Genomic DNA, 18,104 nt, shown 5'->3' with positions numbered 1-18,104 from the left:
GTACGCAGGCTTCGCGGCATGAAGGCGCTTGTATTGTCCGGAGGAACAGGCTCGCGATTGCGGCCTTTCACTTATTCGACGGCCAAGCAACTGCTCCCGGTGGCCAACAAGCCCGTGCTCCGGCACTGCCTGGAGAAGATCCATGAGGCCGGCGTGACCGAGGTCGGGATCATCGTCGGTGATCACGGCGACCAGATCAGGGCGGCCATCGGCGACGGGGCCCACCTGGGACTGCGGATCACGTACATCAGGCAGCACGCCCCGCTCGGCCTGGCGCACTGCATCGCCGTCGCCGCGGAGTTCCTCGGTGACGAGGACTTCGTCATGTACCTGGGAGACAACATCCTCGCGGACGGCATCGTGCCGGCGGCGGAGAACTTCCGGGCCTCCGGGTGCGACGCGACCGTGCTGGTCGCCCCCGTGCCCGACCCACGGGCGTACGGCGTCGCCGAACTGGACGCCGACGGCCGCATCCGTCGCCTGGTGGAGAAGCCCGAGGAGCCGAAGAGCGATCTCGCGGTCATCGGCGTGTACTTCTTCACGGGCGCGATCCACCGGTCCGTCGCCGCCATCCGCCCGAGCGGACGGGGTGAGCTGGAGATCACGGACGCGATCCAGCATCTGCTGGACGGCGGCGGCACCGTGCTCGCCGAGAGGTACCAGGGGTACTGGAAGGACACCGGCCGGCCCGAGGACCTCCTGGAGTGCAACCGGGAACTGCTGGCCCGGCTGCGGCCGCGGATCGAGGGCGAGATCGACGCCGAGACCGTCGTCGATGGGCCCGTCGTCATCGAGGCGGATGCCAAGGTCATCCGGTCCCGGCTGGTCGGCCCGCTGGTCATCGGGGCCGGCAGCGTCATCTCGGACAGCGTCATCGGTCCCGGGGTCGCGGTCGGCCGGGAGTGCGTGGTCAGCAGCGCGGGGTTGTCCGATTCGATCCTGCTCGAGGGCGCCGCGGTGGACAGTGTGCCGGCGCTGCGTCACTCGATCATCGGCCGGTGGGCCAAACTCAGCGCCGCGGACGGTTCGCGCCCGTCGCGGCTCATCGTCGGTGATCACGCCCAAGCGGAGGTGGCGACATGAAGGTGCTGGTGACCGGTGGTGCCGGTTTCATCGGGTCCCACTACGTGCGGTCCATGCTGGCCGGCGCGTACCCGGGCTACGAGGACGCCGAGATCACCGTCCTCGACAAGGTGACCTACGCCGGCAGCCTGGACAACCTGCCCACCGACGACCCCCGGCTCTTCTTCGTCCGTGGGGACGTCTGCGACCAGGACCTGCTGCGGCTGTTGCTGCCGGGCCACGACATGGTGGTCCACTTCGCGGCGGAGAGCCACGTCGACCGCTCGCTGCAGGCCGCAGCGGCGTTCGTCCGCACCAACGTCGGTGGAACCCAGTGTCTTCTGGAGACCTGCGTGGAGGTCGGCGTGCGCACCGTCGTCCACGTGTCGACGGACGAGGTCTACGGCTCGATCCCCACCGGCTCATGGGACGAGGACGAGCCGCTGCTGCCCAACTCCCCGTACGCGGCCTCGAAGGCGGGCAGCGACCTGATCGCCCGCGCCTTCTGGCGCACCCACGGTCTGGACGTGCGCATCACCCGCTGCTCCAACAACTACGGACCACGCCAGCACCCCGAGAAGTTCCTGCCGCGTTTCATCACCAACCTGCTCAGCGGACTGCCCGTCCCGCTCTACGGCGACGGGCGCAACTCCCGCGAGTGGCTGCACGTCGACGACCACTGCCAGGCCATCCAGCTGGTCCTCACCAAGGGCGCGGCCGGCGAGATCTACAACGTGGGCGGCGGCACGGAGCTCACCAACCGCGAGGTCACCGCCCGGCTGCTGGAACTGTGTGGGGCGGACTGGGGCCTGGTCCGCCACGTCGAGGACCGCAAGGGCCACGACCTGCGGTACTCCATCGACGACAGCAAGATCCGCGAGCAGCTGGGATACGCGCCGCGCTGGTCCTTCGAGGAGGGGCTCGCCGACCTCGTCGCCTGGTACAGGGACCACCCCGGCTTCTGGGAGCCGCTGCGCGCGCTGGAGGGCTCGGCATGACACCCGCCTCCGGGCCGGTCGTCCGCCTGGGTCTGGTGGGCTGTGCGGACATCGCCCTGCGCCGGGTGCTGCCCGCCGTGGCCCGGCTTCCCCGGCTCTCGCTCACGGCGGTCGCCGGCCGCGACCGCGAGCGTGCCGAGCGGGTGGCGGCCCGGTTCGGAGGGCGCGCGGTGGCGGACTACGAGCAACTGCTGGACCGGGAGGACGTCGACGCCGTCTACGTTCCGCTGCCCGCCGGGCTGCACGCCGAATGGGTCGGCCGCGCCCTGGCGGCGGGCAAGCACGTCCTCGCGGAGAAGCCGCTCACCACGGACCCGGCGGCCACCGAAGCGCTCGTGACGCAGGCGCGGGCGGCCGGCCTGGTGCTGCACGAGAACTTGATGTTCCTCAACCACCGGCGTCAGCACCGGGTCCGCGCGCTTGTCGACAGCGGCGCGATCGGGGAACTCCGCTCCTTCTCCGCCGCCTTCGCCATCCCGCCCCGCGACCGCTCCGACATCCGGTACCAGGCGGCGCTGGGCGGCGGCGCCCGGCTCGACGTGGGCGCCTATCCCGTCCGGGCCGCGCTGTACTTCCTCGGCCCCACGACACAGGTCGTGGGTTCGGCCCTGAGGTACGACGAGGAATCGGGCGTGGACGTCGCCGGTGGCGCGCTGGTCAACCGGCCCGACGGAGTCGTCGGCCAGCTCGTCTTCGGCCTGGACCACGCCTACACCTCCCGCTACGAGCTGCTGGGCACGCAGGGTCGCATCACCGTGGACCGCGCGTTCACCCCGCCCGCCGACCACGCGCCGGTGGTCCGCGTCGAACGAGGCGGCGAGGTCGAGGAGTTGGTCCTCGAACCGGACGACCAGTGCGCCAACACGCTTGCCGCGTTCGCGGATGCCGTCCTGCGCGGTCAGACCTGCGCCGACCCTTCGCTCGTCCGCCAGGCCCAACTGCTCGACGACGTGCGCCGGCTGGCCGTCGTCACGGCCGCACACGGCGCGGGGGCCTCCCGTTGAGAGGCCCCCGCGCTCGCCGACGGCTGTGTCCGGCTCAGTAGTTGCCGAGGCCGCCGCAGACGTTGAGCGCCTGCGCCGTCACCGCGGCGGCGTCGTCGCTGACCAGATACTCGACCATCGCGGCGACCTCGCGCGTCTCCACGTAACGGCCCAGCGGCACACGCGTGGTGATCCGGTCGTGGGCCTCCTGCTCGGTGACCCCCCAGATGGCGCCGTAGTGTTCACGCACCCGCTCCGCCATCGGCGTCTCGACGAAGCCCGGGCACACCGCGTTCACGGTGATGCCGGTGCGGGCCAGTTCCAGCCCGAGCGCCTTGGAGAAGCCCACCACGCCGTGCTTGGAGGCGGAGTACGGGGCGGCGTGCACGACGCCCTGCTTCCCGCCCGTCGAGGCGATGTTGATGATTCGGCCGCGGTCCTTGTCGAGCATGCCGCCCGTGGTGAGGACCTCCTTGGTGACCAGGAAGACGCTGTTGAGATTGGTGTTGATCACGTCCAGCCACAGCTCGTCCGGGATCTCCGCGGTGGCCCCGCCACCGCTGCGGCCGGCGTTGTTCACCAGGATGTCGATCGGCCCGAAGCGTTCCACCGCGGCCCTGACCAGGGCCCGGATCTGCGCGGGCTGCGCCACGTCGCATGTGGTGCCGTCGACGTCCAGTCCCTGGTCCTGCAGCTCCTTGACCGTGGCGGCCAGCTGCTGCTCCTGCCGGGCGCAGAGGTAGACGCGTGCGCCGAGCCCGGCCAGCCGCTTGGTGATCTCCAGCCCGATACCGCTGGTGGCCCCGGTGACCAGCGCGACCGGTTTGACTGCCTCCGCCATGTTTCCTCCCTGACCCGCATTCACTCCGACGGGGCGAGCCTGCGCCCAGGTCCTTGAGCGGTGGTCGAAGAGTTCTCGACGGCACCGCGGCCCGAGCCGGGGCCCGAGCGGTGTCGGCGGCGCTCGAGCGACCTTCGAGGCGGCCGGTACACGGTGGGAACCTCGCTGATCCGGCACCGGAGGAAGCCATGACCAAGACGCCCGTGCCGCCCCATGAGTACGCGCGGATCCAGCAGTTCTACGCCCGCCAGATGCAAGCGCTGGACGAGGGCAGGTTCGAGGAGTACGCCGCCACGTTCACGGAGGACGGCACCTTCCAGCACACTCCCGGCACCGAACCCGCCCGCACGCGCCGGGGCATCGTCGCCGAACTCGTGCGCTTCCACGAGCGGTTCCGGGACGAACCGGTCCAGCGGCGGCACTGGTTCAACCAGATCGTGCTCGACCCCCAGCCCGACGGCACCCTTCGCTCCACGGTGTACTGCCTGGTGGTGCGGACCCGCCCCGGCGGCAAGCCGGAGCCGGAGATCTGGCCCAGCTGCATCGTGCGCGACGTGCTGGAGATGTCCGACGACCGGGTTCTGATGCGCTCCCGCGTCGTCGACTACGACCACATGGGCTGAACGTCCGCACTGGTGGCCGCCGCCGGGACCGGCGGCCACCAGGACCTGGACGAGCCGGGAGGGAGCCGGCGGGGCCGTCAGGACCCCTCAGGCCGCGACGAAGGGCAGGGCCGCGTCGGCGGTGTACTGCGGGGCGTCCAGCGCCGGTTCCCCGACCAGGATCGCCTGGTGCAGCTGCTGCAGCCGCGGGGAGGGCACGATGCCCAGCTCGTCGTCCAGCGTCCTGCGCAGCTGCTGGAAGACCTCCAGCGCCCGCCAGACCGCACCGGACCGGTAGAAAGCCAGCATCAGGTTGCCGGCGAAGGACTCGTGCAGCGGGTGCTGGGTGGCCAGCACCCGCAACTCGGCGAGAAGCTCGGCGTGCCGGCCCAACTGCAGATCGGCCTTGATCCGCTGCTCCAGGACCCGCATGCGCGCCTCCTGGATGCCGAGCGTCTCCATCTCCAGCACCCGGCCCATCGGCACGTCCATGAGCGCGTTCCCCCGCCACAGGGACAACGCCTGCCCGAGAAGCAACGAGGCGCTTCGGGCGTCACCGGCGTCCAGGGCCGTCATGCCCTGAGCGGCGAGCTGCTCGAACTCCCGGAGGTCACAGACGTCCGGTCGTACGCCGATGCTGTAGCCGCCGAACCGGGTGCTCAGGATGTCCTTGGCACTCGCGCCCTGTTCCGCCGGCAGGGTGGAGACGATCTTCCGCCTCAGCTGCAGGATGTACGTCTGCAGCGTGGTGACCGCACTGCGCGGCAGGTCGTCGCCCCACACCTCCTCCATCAGGGTCGTGACGGGCACGATCTGGCCCGCCCTGATGGCGAGGAGCGCCAGGACCTGCCGCGGCTTTCCCGCGCTCGGAACGATCGACACCCCGTTCATGCGAATCTCAACCGGGCCGAGTATCTCGATTTCCATGGTGGGAGCCTCTCTTCGGGCGAAGCCCTGGTCATGGGCGGCGCCCTGGTCGACGAGTGCTTCTCGAGCCTTCCACGAGGTGTCCGCCAGGCAGTAGTGCCCCTCTCACAGAGATCTCGTGACGAACTCACGCAACCGGAAGGCGTGTATGAGCTTTTAACGGCCGCCGGGACGACAGGACTGTTTTCTTGCGGCCGTCTGACGGCACAATGAGCGACCCGTTAACGGGGCGCCGAAGCGTTCCGAGATGATCAGTGCGTGACAGACAAGTGAAGGAATCTCATCCGTGGACGGAAGACGCCGCCCGCTCGTCTCCGCAGGACCGCGGGGCGGCCCACCGGGGGCCACCGGCTTCACGGCGCCGCCCGGGTACGAGCCCCGGTCCCTGTGGTCGCTGCGCGACGATGCCGTGCTGGAGGACGAGGAGGGCGGTCGCGTGCTCGTCGTGCGCAGTGCCGTCGGCCGGGTCCGGCTGCCGTCGCCCCACCCGATGGTGCGCAGGACGCTCGACCGGATGGTGCTGGGGCCGGTCTCCCTGGAGAACGCGGTGGACGCGCCGCGGGGCTCCTTCGAGGGCCCGCCCGGCACGGATCTGTTCTCGGCGCTTCCCGCCGTGCTGGCCGACGCGCTGTGGCGTCTGCAGCACATGGTGGTGCGCTCGATCGGGCTGGACGACCGTCTGGGGCCGGTGCTCTCGGTGGTACCGGTGTGCCGGCAGGCCCGGTTCCGTCCGGTCCTGCCGTCGCCGCACCAGTGGGTGAGGCTGTCCTGCTGCTGCACGCTGACCGTTCGGGGCGTCACCGGGGAGCTGTTCTCCCCTCAGGCGTGTCACCGGGTGCTGCTGCACCGGCCGGAGGCACTGTTCGCGACGCGGATGCTGCAGGGGTACGTCACGCCGGCGCAGGCCGCGGCCGAGGCGATGGCACCGCTGCTGGTGCAGGCGATCATCGCCCATGTGGCCGGGGCGGGAATGGTCACCGCCCTCCCCGGGGAGGAGTGCGGTATTTCATCGTTGTACGACCCGGCAATGTTCGATCAATTCTTGCCGCAGTGGCCGGATTGATTTACTCAACCGACCCGGGAAACGGACGTGTAGCGTCCGTTTCACTCGGGACCTGCCATTTCGGTCGTGATCCGGAATGTCCCGACGGGGGATACGTCACAGTTCCCTCGTCGGGGTGCCCAGCCTCCGTATGCTTCTCGTCGAACGCAATGTCCGCGTGATCTGTCGAGGAGAGTCATGGGCGGTATTGCACGGGGGAACGCGCTTTCTGAAGCGGCTTTTGAAATAAACGGGGTGAGAAATCGCTATCTGTCGCCGTGGTTTCCGGTGATCGTCGTCGCCCTCGCCCAGTGCGGGTTCGGAGTGACCGGCACGCTCCGACTCCTGGCGACCCACCCCTCGCCTGTGAGTGTCGTGGTCTGCCTGGCCTCCTTCGCCGCGGTCCTTCTTCTGCAACTGGTGCACTGCGCGGAGCCGGCCCGGCGGTTGCGCGCCCGGTACGGCAGGTGGACGCTCCTGCTCCAGGCGTTCTTCACCTTCGCCCCGGTCGTTCTCTTCGGCGCGGCCTGGGGTGGCATGGGCGGGTTCGTGGCCGGGAGCACCCTGCTCATCGTCGACGCTCCCCTCTCGTGGATTCTCTTCGCCCTCTATCCGGTGGTCGCGGGCGCCCTGGCCATGGCGAAGGGATTTCCGATGCTCGACATCTCCTGCCTGACCGTGGGCACCGCCATGACCGGGCTGATGATCTACGGCCTGCTCTGTCTGGCGGAACTGCTGAGCGAGGCCCATCGCAACCAGGGCGAGAGCGCGCACCTCGCCGTCACCAGGGAGCGCCTGCGCTTCTCCCGCGACCTGCACGATCTGCTCGGATACAGCCTCGCCTCCATCACGCTCAAGAGCGAGCTGGTCCATCGGATGGTCGAGGACAACGAACAGGCCCGCAAGGAACTCGGCGAAGTGCTCGACATCTCACGCCAAGCGCTGTCGGACGTGCGGACGGTGGCCTACTCCTACCGAGAGCTCTCCCTCTGCGACGAGGTCGCCGCCGTACGAAGAGTGCTGGCCGCCGCCGGTGTCGAGGCCGACATCGAGGCGGAGGAGGGCCGTTGGGGCTGCCAGACGGAGACCGCGCTCGCCACGGTGCTCCGCGAGGGGGTCACCAACCTGCTGCGGCACGCCGAACCGAGCCGGTGCCGCATAAGGCTCCGGGAGGAGGGCGACCATGTGCGGTTGACGCTGTCCAACGACGGCGTAGGGGACAGCGGTCCGCGGATGGTCGTCGGGGGCCGGGGTCTGGACAACCTCGCCGAGCGGATGGCCCGGTTGGGGGGCGTGCTCACCTCCGAGGTCGACGAGCACGGCTGGTTCCACGTCGTCGCCGGCTGCCCGCTCGCCGCTCCTCAGCGGACGGTCACAACCAGCCCGCCTCCGAGGCAATCCGTACTGCGTCAAGCCGATTTCGCGCGTTGAGCTTGGTCACGGCCGACGTGAGGTAGTTGCGCACGGTACCCACCGACAGATGGACCTGGGCGGCGATCTCGGTGGTTTCCGCACCGGACGCCGCCCAGCGCAGTACCTCCGTCTCCCGGCTGGTGAGCGGGTTGTCCTCCTGGCTCCACGCGGCGTGCATCAGCTGCCGGTCCACCGCCAGTTCGTGCGCCGCGACCTTGCGCACCGCCTCCGCCAGTTCCTGGGACGGGGCGTCCTTGCGCAAATACCCCAGGGCCCCCGCGGCCAGTGCCCGTCGCAGGGTGCCGGGGCGGTCCAGACTGGTGAGGATCAGCACGCCGCACTCCGGTACCCGGCCCCTCAGCTGGGTGGCCGCGGTGAGCCCGTCGAGACCGGGCAGATCGAGGTCGACGATGACCACGTCGGGCCGTTTCGCCAGGGCGACCGGCAGGATGGCGTCCCCGGACTCGACTTCCGCGATCACTTCGAAATCCGGCTCCAGTTTCAGGAGCGCCACCAAGGCCCCACGCACCATGTGCATGTCCTCGGCCAGCATGACCCGTATCACAACTTCCCCCGGTTGATCGACAACGTCGATACTAGCCCGCCACGACTTGTGAAAATGACTGCTATTCCTGGGATTTGCGGAATTCGGCCACATGCCGCGGCCGCTCGGCGGACGGACTCGACCAGCCCTCCAGGGACACCCGCGACAGTCCGGGCAGGCAAGCCCTCGGACGTCCACGGGAGACACTCATGAGCGCTCGACAGTACGACCCATCGGCAGCCACCCTGGAGGAGGTGGCCGACGGCGTGTTCGCCTATGTCCAGCCGGACGGCGGATGGTGTCTCAACAACGCCGGCCTGGTCGTCGCCGACGGCGAGGCCGCGCTGATCGACACCGCCGCGACCGAGGAACGCGCCCGGCGACTGCGGACGGCCGTGTCGGGCGTCGCCCCCGCCCCGCCTCGGCTCGTCGTCAACACCCACTTCCACGGTGACCACGCCTTCGGGAACTTCGTCTTCCCCGAGGCCGTGGTCGTGGCCCAGCACCGGACACGCACCGAGATGGCCGCGGCCGGGCTGCACCTGACTTCGCTGTGGCCGAATGTCGACTGGGGGGACCTGCGTCTCGTGCTGCCGACGGTGACCTACGAGGACGGGATGACCCTCCATGTGGGCGCCCTGCGAGCCGAGTTGGTGCACGTCGGTCCGGCGCACACCACCAATGACACGGTGGTCTGGCTGCCGGAACGGGGTGTGCTGTTCACCGGCGACCTGGTCATGGCCGGGGTGACCCCGTTCTGCCCGATGGGTTCGGTGTCCGGCTCCCTGGCCGCCGTCGACCGGTTGCGCGCCTTCGGCGCACGTGTCCTCGTCACCGGGCACGGCCCCGTCGCCGGGCCGGAGGTGCTGGACGTGACCGAGGGATACCTGCGCTGGATCCAGCAACTGGCCAAGGAAGGCGTGGCGGCCGGCCTCGACCCTCTCGACGTGGCGCGTGAGGCCGATCTCGGCGAGTACGCCGGGCTGCTGGACGCCGAGCGGCTGGTTCCGAACCTGTACCGGGCCTACGCGGAGGAGCGGGGTGCGGCCCCCGGTGACCCGTTGGACATCGGGGAACTCTTCGGCAAGATGATCGAACATCACGGAGGCCTGCCCGTCTGCCACGCCTGAGACGCCAGGGGTCGCGCCCGCGCGGCCCCTGCCGGATCACCCTCTGGATGCGGCGAGTTCGCCGGACCAGACGCCGAAAACTCCGCGCTGGTGCAGCACCGGCGGCCGGGGGAAGACCGCGGCCCCTTCGACCCTGCCGATGACGATCCAGTGGTCGCCCGCCTGGAGGGACCGTGTCACCGTGCACTCGGCGTAGCCGACCACCAGGTCCGACAGGACGGGGGCGCCCCCGGCGACCGCGGAGGGCTGCCAGCGCACGCCGGTGAACTTCCGTTCCGACCTGCTCGCGAAGGCCCGCGCCGTGTCCTGGGCGCCGTCCGCGAGCACGTTGACCACGAAGGTTCCCGCCGACAGCAGCGGAGCGAGTGAGCGCGCGGACCGGTCCAGGCAGACCAGCAGCAGAGGGGGCTCCATCGAGACCGATGTGACGGCGCTGCAGGTGAACCCTCGAGGGGCACCGTCCGTGTCGACCGTCGTCACGATCGACACCGCCGTGGGGAACGATCCGAAGAAGGCCCGGAATTCGTCTCTAGCCACCGACATGGCACACCGCCGCCGTCCTGGGTCCGATTCATCGCGTCCGCAGGTCACTCTCCGCGACCGCTCTGGAGCACCACTGGATCCGGGATGGAGGCGGAAACCGGCCGCGCGGCGGTCCAGCCGGCTTCGAGCGGGGCTGTAGGGACGCGACGGACGCTCGCCGCCACGGCAGCGTCACCGCATCGGGCTCGCCCGAGCGGCGCGTATCTCATCGGAAGGGCAGGCATGACCATCGTTGATGACGGGCAGCCCTCGGACTCGATGCGGTTCCGCGTCACCGAACTCGCCGAGATCCAGGACGAAGCGCGCGGCGGCCCCGGGCCGCGGGCGACCGCGGCACAGAAGGCCAAGGGCAAACTGACCGTCCGGGAGCGCATCGAGCTGCTCTTCGACGAGGGGTCGTTCACGGAGATCGAGAGCTTGCGTCGACACCGGGCCTCCGGATTCGGCATGGAGGCGAAGAGGCCCTACACGGACGGGGTGGTCACCGGCTGGGGCACCGTGGACGGCCGCACCGTTTTCGTCTACGCGCATGACTTCCGTATCTACGGTGGCGCACTCGGCGAGGCGCACGCTGCCAAGATCCACAAGGTGATGGATCTGGCCGAGGCGGCCGGCGCCCCCATCGTGGGCCTGTGCGACGGGGCGGGCGCCCGCATCCAGGAGGGCGTCACGGCGCTCGCCGGATACGGGGGGATCTTCCAGCGCAACGTCCGCAACTCCGGTGTCATTCCGCAGATCAGCGTGATCCTCGGCCCCTGCGCGGGGGGCGCCGCCTACTCCCCGGCCCTGACCGACTTCGTGCTCATGGTGCGCGGCACCGCCCAGATGTTCATCACCGGGCCCGACGTGGTGCAGGCGGTGACGGGCGAGGTGATCAGCCACGACGAGCTGGGCGGCGCCGACGCGCACGCCGGGGTGTCCGGGGTGGCGAGCCTCGCCTACGACGACGAGGAGGAGTGCCTCGCGGACCTGCGCTGCCTGCTGTCCCTGCTGCCGTCCAACAACCGCGAACTCCCACCGCACACTCCCTCGGCCGACCCGCCCGACCGGCGCACCGAGAAACTGGCCGACCTGGTGCCCGTGGACCCCAACCGCTCCTACGACATGCGCGCCGTCATCGAGGAAATCGTCGACGACGGCGACCACTTCGAGATCCAGCCGCTGTGGGCGACCAACGTCATCTGCGCCCTGGCCCGTATGGACGGGCACGTGGTGGGGATCGTCGCCAACCAGCCGGCGTCGCTCGCCGGCGTACTGGACATCCACGCCAGCGAGAAGGCCGCCCGCTTCGTCACCCTGTGCGACGCGTTCAACATCCCGCTGATCACGCTGGTGGACGTGCCGGGATTCCTGCCCGGCGTCGACCAGGAGCACGGCGGGATCATCCGGCACGGCGCCAAACTGCTGTACGCGTACTGCAACGCCACCGTGCCGCGGGTGCAGGTGATCCTGCGCAAGGCCTACGGCGGCGCGTACATCGTGATGGACTCCCGCTCCATCGGCGCCGACGTGTCCTTCGCCTGGCCCACCAACGAGATCGCGGTGATGGGCGCGGAGGGAGCGGCCAATGTCATCTTCCGCCGCGAGATCGCGGCAGCGGAGGATCCCGAGGCGGTGCGCACACAGAAGGTGAAGGAGTACCGGAGCGAGCTCATGCACCCCTACTACGCCGCCGAGCGCGGCCTCGTCGACGATGTCATCGACCCGGCCGAGACACGGCACCGGCTCATCGGAGCGCTCGCCATGCTGCGGGCCAAGCACGCCCCGCTGCCCAGCCGCAAGCACGGGAACCAGCCGCAGTGACCGGCGAAGAACCGCTGTTCCGGGTGGTCCGGGGCACACCGCGGGAACCTGAACTGGCCGCGCTGGCATCGGTGCTCTACGGTCTGGCCCACCGGGAGGGGGCCGGACCCGGCGCCGGAAGGCCGTACCAGGCCCCGTGGAGCCGACCACGGACGCCGGCCGGCGCATGGGCCGGCGCACGATCCCCGTCATGGCGCCCGATGCTGCCGTGACCCGAAGCCCCTCGTGCGGCCGAAGCCCGCAACCGCCCAGCCTGTCCGACCGTCTCGAGCGCCCTACGTCCCTGTGGACCTCGTCGGGCCGAGGGTTAGGCTCGTGCTGATCATTGTTGCTGAAGAGGGGGGTTCCGAGGTATGAGCGGAAGAGTGACGGCGGTCAGCAGTAACGGCGAGTACTCGTTCACCAAGCCGAACCGGGACAGCATCAGACTGCTCGCCGGGCTCGGTGTGGAGGGGGACGTGCACGCCGGTGTCACGGTCAAGCACCGCTCGCGCGTAGCGCAGGATCCCACCCAGCCGAATTTGCGCCAGGTCCACCTCATGCACGAGGAGCTCTTCGCCGAGGTCGGCGAAGAAGGGTTCGAGCTGGGGCCCGGGGAACTCGGCGAGAACATCACCACGCGCGGCATCGATCTGCTCGGTCTTCCGGTCGGCACATTGCTGCGCATCGGCGACTCCGCGGTGCTGGAAGTCACCGGCCTCCGCAATCCCTGTCTGCAGATCGACAACTTCCAGGACGGGCTGCTGAAGCAGGTCGTCGGCCGCGACGAGGCGGGGAACATCGTGCGCAAAGCCGGAATCATGAGCATCGTGAGGGAGGGTGGCGTGGTGCGCCCCGGTGACCCGATCGAAGCGGAACTTCCCCACGGCCCGCACCGGCCCCTGGAACGGGTCTGACCGCCTGCCGACGACGGGGCCTTCCGGAGGCACTTCTCCGCGATGACGTGCCGGACCGTCGAGCGCAGGAACGCCCCTCCTCGCAACTACCCGCGGGCCGCCCGCACCGCTCCGATAAGATGTTCGAACTTCGGCGAATGCCCACCGCCTCCGTCGTCGGAAAACCATGTTGTCCGACACGATGAATAATCCGATTCCACCAACATCTAACAAACGGCTAACTGATTGAGACCTATAGCATCGCGGCCGCTTTCGCGAATAGACGGCAGAAGTGCGTTCTCCGCGTGGCGTCAACCACGGGCGATACTGTGGGCCACAGCGGGTGTGGTGGCCCTCGGACTGCTCATCACGCTCGAGATCGTCGCCCGTCGCTACGGCCTGCCGGGGCCGATCACCAGCCAGGCGCGAGAGCTGATATTCCCGCCCAAATCAGGCTTCCTGTTGTACGCCAGTATGGCGTTGATGATGGTGGTGCTCACCCGGCGGCAACGGTTCATCGCGGCCGGTGCCGCGATCGGCATCGACGTCGCCTTCTTGCTGGTGCGGTGGGCGGTCGGCGCCAGGATGACCGGCGGACACCCCTTCGGCAACGGTGCTTTGTGGGTGATATTGGGCTGTGCGCTCGTCGCCGTCACGCGCCGCACCGGCCCGGAACGTGTCCTGCTGCTGAAGGGCGTCGGGCTGGGCCTGCTGCTGGTGGCAGGCCGCAAGACCGGTGATACCTGGCTGCTCGTCACGTCGAAGTCCCGCCCGGCGGTGTTCGACCAGTACGTGGCCACCGCCGATCACGCGTTGGGTAACCCGTCGTGGCTGGTGGGCCGGATCGTCACGGCCACCGGCTCGATCGGCGCCCACGCTCTCAACTACGTCTACGCGCAGCTCGCGGTTGCCGCGGTCGTTGTCGCGCTGTACCAGCTGCGTCATGTGGCGGTCGAGCGCCGCTTCCCCGGCCATCATCTGGTCCGCACTTTTCTGGTGATCGGCCTCCTCGGACCGGCCATCTACATGATCTTCCCGGTGGTCGGACCGCTCTACGCCTACGGCGCCGGCAACGAGCACTGGGCGTGGGCCGACCTGTGGCCGGCGACGCCGCCCACCGTGCACTGGGCGGTGGCCGATGTGTGGCCGGACACGCCGCCGCCGATCAGCACCCCGCACCAGATGCCGTTCGACCAGATCACCCCACGCAACTGCATGCCCAGCCTGCACACAGCGTGGGCCACCGCCATCTTCGTCCACTCCCGGAAGGGCCCACGGATCCTGCGATTCGCAGGCACGTTCTGGCTGATTGCCACACTCGCCGCGACGCTGGGGTTCGGCTTCCACTACGGTGCGGATCTCGTCGCCGGCGTGGTGTTCGCGCTCACGATCGAGGCAGCTCTGCGCTCGGTCGACCACGGCTGGGATCGATCAGGGATCCAGTTGGTCGCTCACGGTGCCACGGTCTTCGCCGCACTCTTGGTGTCATACCGCTATCTGCCGATGCAGATGGCCCAACACCCGTGGGTATTCGGACCACTTCTCATTCTGGCGATGACCTCAGTGGTCCATGGCTACGTACGGACCACCACACTGTGGGAACCGAAGGCCGCACCACAACGGCAACCGGAACCGCAACCCGAAGCAGTCTGAATCACGGTGCTTCAGCTCGTGGGCCGAGCGCCTCCCGAGCGAGGCCGGACGCCGGCGTCGAGCGGACACACCGCATTCGACGCCGTCCAAGTTCGCCTGCCTGCACGACGATCCGAACTACAGCAAGACCGGCGGCGTCACCTCGTGGGCCCCCGACCCCGCGGGAACCGAGTGGGGGACCTCGCACCGTACCGTCAGCTCGGTGAGCCTCGTCGCCACCGACGGCCGTGCCGACCTCGTCACCACCACCAGGGGCGGCTATGTCGGCGAAGCCTGCCGAGGCGTCGGCTGCCAGCTGGTGTACCCGGGCCGCGGCAACGGCACGCTGGACTCCCGCGTGGAGACGGCACACGACTGGTTCGGCCTGAACGGCTTCTTCTGCCCGAGGGAAAGGGCCTCCGCTTCCGGGCGGAGGCCCTTTCGCCTGTATGCGCCTGTATGGCGCCGCACAGCGCCGGTGCCGACCTCGGGCACCCACCAGCCGGGAACTGCCTGACGACCTGCCGCTCCGACGCGAGCGTCCCGGTGCCCGAGTCCCAGCCGCAGAAGGGGCCTGGGCACCCGTCGCCTCCAGGCGGAGGGCGCCGTTGCGCGTACGGGTGGTACGCAGGCTTCGTCGCTCGGCGGCCACCATGAACACCGTGGTGTCGGCAGCGGCCGACGGGTGACGGCCGCCGACGCACCCGTGTGTCAGGCGCCGGAGCCGGCCAGGGGGACCCGGGTCCAGCTGAGGACCTGGGGGTTGTGCGGCTGGACGGTGACCTTCAAGTAGTCCTTGGCGTTGTTGGAGCCGTCGACGGTGATGCGGTGCAGGTTCGGCACGACGGTGGTCAGGTGGTAGAACGACAGCCACGAGGAACCGGCGGCCAGGGGCTGGTCGCTGTTGTAGAGGTGGCTGTCGCCGTTGAAGAGGTAGACCGGGCCGTCGAAGGCGGCCGACTCGCGGGCGATGGCGGCGACGATCGGCTGGAAGGCGTAGTAGTCGGCGTAGGACGGGTTGCTGACGGTGGGGTCGAACATGTCGGCCTGCATCATCAGGGAGACGGCCCGGTCGTGATGGCGGCGGGCCGAGGCGAAGGTGTCGCGGACGGACTCGACGACCGACGCCGTACGGGCCAGTACCTCGGCGGCCTGCTCGGGGGTGGGCTGGGTCTTGCCGGTCCACGGCGCCATGCTGTTGTTGCTGCCCACCACGTCGACCGCGGCGAACGCGACACCGGCGCGGGTGTAGCGGACGTCCTCCGGGACGCCCTCGTCGGCCTGCGAGGTCACCCGCACGCTGTTCTGGCCCAGGGTTCGGCCGGGACGGGCGAAGAACACCTGTCGGATCTTGGCGAGGCGTTCCAGCGGGTTGTACGAGCCGTTGTTCGGCCGGTGGCAGTCGGTCCACTCGTTGTCGCCCACCGTGTACACCAGCGGGTCCTTGAACTGGTCGAAGTCCGACTTGATCATCTGGAAGTACGCGTCGCTGCACACCGTCGAGCCGTTCTTGATGTCCCCGAGGTGCGTGACGAAACTGACGTCGGGATCGGCGTTGATCTGGCTGACGACGTGCGGGAAGTCGGCGATCTCGGCGTCGCCGTAGGGCATGTCGCCGAACACCGCGAAGGTGAACGGCGTGTCGTCGGTGGTGATGCCGGCGTCGGCGGCGCGCGGGCCGGCCGAGGCGCTCCCCGCGGACACGGCGAGCGTGAGCAGGCTCAGGGCGGCGGTGGCGGCAAGGGCGTTGCGCCACGATCTCATCGGATTCTCCCTCACGGTCGTGCGGCCCGGGCGGGCCGGGGACACAGATGGTCAGCGGCCGGTGGGGGGTGGCGGTGCGGCTCACGGCGGGCGTGGGCGGCAGCCGATGATCGGCTCGGCGGGGAGTCTGCCGGTCCCGGTTGGCCTCGGGGGCGGTCGATGAGCGGACGGGCGGTGAATTCTTGACGGCGCTCCGGTGGCCGAGCGCGCTCGGAGAGCCCGGAGGCGCAGCACGCCCTGGACGCCCTGCGCGCGGACCTGGCGCGGCATGCCTGCCGAGCCGCCCCACGACGACGGGGTGATGCTCCCGCCGCGATGACGCGTTCAGCGCCGATGCCGACGAGCGTTTGCCAGTCCCTCGCGGCGCCGGCCGGAGGGTGGTGCAGCGGCGGGGTGAAGCCGGGCCGGTTCCTCCCCCGCCCGCGTGTTCAGCCGATGCCGGAACTGCCCGCCGATTCGGTGGCGGCACGGCGGTACTCGGCGTTGATGCGCTGCGCTTCCTCGAGCTGGTCCTCGAGGATGACGATGCGGCACGCGGCCTCGATCGGGGTCCCCTTGTCGACGAGCTCGCGGGCGCGCGCGGCGATCCGCAGTTGGTAGCGGGAGTACCGGCGATGTCCTCCCTCCGAGCGCAGCGGAGTGATCAGACGAGCCTCGCCGATGGCTCGGAGGAAGGCCGGGGTGGTGCCGAGCATCTCGGCTGCCCGGCCCATTGTGTACGCAGGGTAGTCGTCGTCGTCCAGACGATCATTCAGGGGGTTGTCCGATGTCATGTCACCTCGCTGTGCAACGCGTCGAGGGGCCCTGGTGCCGTACGGCACCAGGGCCCCGAAGGAAATTGAACACCATCTGTCGGCCCTACTGCTGTGCCGACCTTCTGTTTCCGCTACCCGGCCCGGCAGGGCGGAGCGGGGGATCGCAGCTGCTTGACCGGGGACCACCATCCATTCCGGGGTCTTGCGGTACCCGGACCGAGTGCTTCTCGGGCCGGGCGATCCTGATGGCGTCTACTCCTCCGTTCCTCTCTGATCCGAACCAACCACTGAATCTGTTGGCAGCTCCTCGACGTGCGAGCCGCCCAGTGCGGCTCTCAGTCCCGTCACCGTTCTGGGAACACTGAGGCTTCGAGGCTCGAGAGCCGCACTGACCTGCGTACTTCGTGTTCAGTCACCCGCCAGTTCGTGTCTGGCGGGTCTCGTTCGACCGTGTCTACGGGAAGAAGCGTACCCACGTCAGGAACGAAAATCTACTCCAGCAAGAGAAGATTTCACTCTTCCAGTGGAGGAAGAACGCTGCCGGGGATCGGCCCTCACCGGTTGGCGGAAGCCGTCTGCTGTCGCGCGCGCAGCCAGTTCAGTCCCGCGGGGGGTTCGGGTACGGGTGGGCCGCATAAGCTCTGCTTCATGTCGAACCCTGATGAGCTGCTCGTCGCCATCTCCGCCGCGGTGGAGTCCGAGCGAAGCAATCAGATGTCGCTGACCGTGGTCGTCGGCGGCGCCGTCATCACCGGCAGGCTGGCTCCCGAGGCCGTGTGGAGGGAGCGGGTGGCGGAGGTCCTGAAGGACTCGGACCGTCTCGGCCCGTTCTCGGACGTCTTCACGCGCGGCCCGCGAGGGAACCGGCCCGGTCACGGCGAGGCGCCCACGCATCTGCACTTTCATCTCGCCCGGATCCTCCAGGGAAGCCTCGGCATTCCGGAGACGGGCGGCATGTACCGAGTCGCGATCAAGGACGTCAGCGCATGGACCGTAGGCGATCTCAGCTACGTCGACCGGTGAGACGCTGTATCTCCGCCCCGTAGGCCGGCCCGGCAGTTTCCGAGCGGACGGCGACACGGCGGTGGGGGCCCTGCCGACGCGCGTCGGCAGGAGACCCCCCAACATGCATTGGGGGGTTTTCCTCCCTCACCCCCACCCCCCCCAGGAAAATGGCTCCCAAAAACAAG

General features: G+C 69.4%; 19 protein-coding genes. 13 read left to right on the top strand and 6 right to left on the bottom strand.

Annotation, left to right across the window (positions count from 1 at the left end; genetic code table 11):
* Nucleotides 1-18 precede the first annotated feature (18 nt).
* From ACZ7L1_RS07040 to ACZ7L1_RS07030, 3 genes are read left to right on the top strand one after another with little or no spacing between them, the layout of a single operon-like run.
* Nucleotides 19-1,083, top strand: a complete 1,065-nt coding sequence (locus ACZ7L1_RS07040) for a glucose-1-phosphate thymidylyltransferase (protein WP_471434909.1) — start codon at nucleotides 19-21, stop codon at nucleotides 1,081-1,083.
* Entirely contained in the window at nucleotides 1,080-2,060 is a 981-nt protein-coding gene (rfbB, locus tag ACZ7L1_RS07035) for a dTDP-glucose 4,6-dehydratase (protein ID WP_471434907.1), read from the top strand. The genes ACZ7L1_RS07040 and rfbB overlap by 4 nt, the downstream gene beginning before the upstream one ends.
* A complete protein-coding gene (locus tag ACZ7L1_RS07030; RefSeq protein WP_471434906.1) occupies nucleotides 2,057-3,064 on the top strand; it encodes a Gfo/Idh/MocA family protein in 1,008 nt (335 codons plus the stop codon). The genes rfbB and ACZ7L1_RS07030 overlap by 4 nt, the downstream gene beginning before the upstream one ends.
* Before the next feature lie 34 nt (nucleotides 3,065-3,098).
* On the opposite strand, the gene ACZ7L1_RS07025 is transcribed toward ACZ7L1_RS07030, so the two are convergent.
* Nucleotides 3,099-3,884: a 3-oxoacyl-ACP reductase gene (locus tag ACZ7L1_RS07025; protein WP_471434904.1), complete on the bottom strand. Its 786-nt coding sequence runs from the start codon at nucleotides 3,882-3,884 to the stop codon at nucleotides 3,099-3,101.
* Nucleotides 3,885-4,072: 188 nt separating this feature from the next.
* On the opposite strand from ACZ7L1_RS07025, the gene ACZ7L1_RS07020 reads away from it, so the two are divergent.
* The gene (locus ACZ7L1_RS07020; RefSeq protein WP_471434903.1) at nucleotides 4,073-4,507 is read left to right on the top strand and encodes a nuclear transport factor 2 family protein; all 435 of its coding nucleotides are present in this window, start codon (nucleotides 4,073-4,075) and stop codon (nucleotides 4,505-4,507) included.
* Between the two features lie 87 nt (nucleotides 4,508-4,594).
* Here ACZ7L1_RS07020 and ACZ7L1_RS07015 read toward each other — a convergent pair whose 3' ends face one another.
* A complete protein-coding gene (locus tag ACZ7L1_RS07015) occupies nucleotides 4,595-5,413 on the bottom strand; it encodes an AfsR/SARP family transcriptional regulator (protein ID WP_471434901.1) in 819 nt (272 codons plus the stop codon).
* A 286-nt stretch (nucleotides 5,414-5,699) separates the two neighbouring features.
* Here ACZ7L1_RS07015 and ACZ7L1_RS07010 point away from each other — a divergent pair, with 286 nt between their 5' ends.
* Together ACZ7L1_RS07010 and ACZ7L1_RS07005 are read left to right on the top strand one after the other, a co-directional pair.
* On the top strand, nucleotides 5,700-6,476 hold the full coding sequence (locus tag ACZ7L1_RS07010; protein WP_471434900.1) for a hypothetical protein: 777 nt from the start codon (nucleotides 5,700-5,702) through the stop codon (nucleotides 6,474-6,476).
* 234 nt (nucleotides 6,477-6,710) lie between these two features.
* A complete protein-coding gene (locus ACZ7L1_RS07005; protein ID WP_471434898.1) occupies nucleotides 6,711-7,886 on the top strand; it encodes a sensor histidine kinase in 1,176 nt (391 codons plus the stop codon).
* Here ACZ7L1_RS07005 and ACZ7L1_RS07000 read toward each other — a convergent pair.
* Nucleotides 7,828-8,421 (bottom strand): response regulator transcription factor, encoded by a 594-nt coding sequence (locus ACZ7L1_RS07000; protein ID WP_471434896.1) that lies wholly within the window; start codon nucleotides 8,419-8,421, stop codon nucleotides 7,828-7,830. The two genes, ACZ7L1_RS07005 and ACZ7L1_RS07000, sit on opposite strands and share 59 nt — an antisense overlap.
* 200 nt (nucleotides 8,422-8,621) lie before the next feature.
* Between ACZ7L1_RS07000 and ACZ7L1_RS06995 the strand changes: the two genes are divergently transcribed.
* Nucleotides 8,622-9,542 (top strand): MBL fold metallo-hydrolase, encoded by a 921-nt coding sequence (locus tag ACZ7L1_RS06995; protein WP_471434894.1) that lies wholly within the window; start codon nucleotides 8,622-8,624, stop codon nucleotides 9,540-9,542.
* A gap of 36 nt (nucleotides 9,543-9,578) precedes the next feature.
* On the opposite strand, the gene ACZ7L1_RS06990 is transcribed toward ACZ7L1_RS06995, so the two are convergent.
* Complete coding sequence (locus ACZ7L1_RS06990; RefSeq protein WP_471434893.1) at nucleotides 9,579-10,085, bottom strand: flavin reductase family protein; 507 nt, start codon at nucleotides 10,083-10,085, stop codon at nucleotides 9,579-9,581.
* A 222-nt stretch (nucleotides 10,086-10,307) separates the two neighbouring features.
* On the opposite strand from ACZ7L1_RS06990, the gene ACZ7L1_RS06985 reads away from it, so the two are divergent.
* The 5 genes from ACZ7L1_RS06985 to ACZ7L1_RS06965 all read left to right on the top strand — a co-directional run bounded on the left by ACZ7L1_RS06985 (nucleotide 10,308) and on the right by ACZ7L1_RS06965 (nucleotide 14,912).
* Complete coding sequence (locus ACZ7L1_RS06985; RefSeq protein ID WP_471434891.1) at nucleotides 10,308-11,888, top strand: acyl-CoA carboxylase subunit beta; 1,581 nt, start codon at nucleotides 10,308-10,310, stop codon at nucleotides 11,886-11,888.
* On the top strand, nucleotides 11,885-12,100 hold the full coding sequence (locus ACZ7L1_RS06980) for an acyl-CoA carboxylase epsilon subunit (protein ID WP_471434889.1): 216 nt from the start codon (nucleotides 11,885-11,887) through the stop codon (nucleotides 12,098-12,100). The genes ACZ7L1_RS06985 and ACZ7L1_RS06980 overlap by 4 nt, the downstream gene beginning before the upstream one ends.
* 141 nt (nucleotides 12,101-12,241) lie before the next feature.
* A complete protein-coding gene (locus ACZ7L1_RS06975) occupies nucleotides 12,242-12,784 on the top strand; it encodes an MOSC domain-containing protein (RefSeq protein ID WP_471434887.1) in 543 nt (180 codons plus the stop codon).
* Nucleotides 12,785-13,087: 303 nt separating this feature from the next.
* Entirely contained in the window at nucleotides 13,088-14,416 is a 1,329-nt protein-coding gene (locus tag ACZ7L1_RS06970) for a DUF5933 domain-containing protein (protein WP_471435389.1), read from the top strand.
* Between the two features lie 202 nt (nucleotides 14,417-14,618).
* Nucleotides 14,619-14,912: a hypothetical protein gene (locus tag ACZ7L1_RS06965; protein WP_471434886.1), complete on the top strand. Its 294-nt coding sequence runs from the start codon at nucleotides 14,619-14,621 to the stop codon at nucleotides 14,910-14,912.
* Between the two features lie 194 nt (nucleotides 14,913-15,106).
* Here the strand turns inward: ACZ7L1_RS06965 and ACZ7L1_RS06960 are convergent, their stop codons facing one another.
* Nucleotides 15,107-16,159: a metallophosphoesterase gene (locus ACZ7L1_RS06960; protein WP_471434885.1), complete on the bottom strand. Its 1,053-nt coding sequence runs from the start codon at nucleotides 16,157-16,159 to the stop codon at nucleotides 15,107-15,109.
* A 428-nt stretch (nucleotides 16,160-16,587) separates the two neighbouring features.
* Entirely contained in the window at nucleotides 16,588-16,932 is a 345-nt protein-coding gene (locus ACZ7L1_RS06955) for a helix-turn-helix domain-containing protein (RefSeq protein WP_471434883.1), read from the bottom strand.
* A gap of 630 nt (nucleotides 16,933-17,562) precedes the next feature.
* Between ACZ7L1_RS06955 and ACZ7L1_RS06950 the strand changes: the two genes are divergently transcribed.
* Entirely contained in the window at nucleotides 17,563-17,937 is a 375-nt protein-coding gene (locus tag ACZ7L1_RS06950; protein ID WP_471434881.1) for a hypothetical protein, read from the top strand.
* Nucleotides 17,938-18,104: the final 167 nt, after the last annotated feature.

The organism is Streptomyces sp. NPDC107546, assembly GCF_055639175.1.
This window is presented reverse-complemented; position numbering and strand designations above follow the sequence as displayed.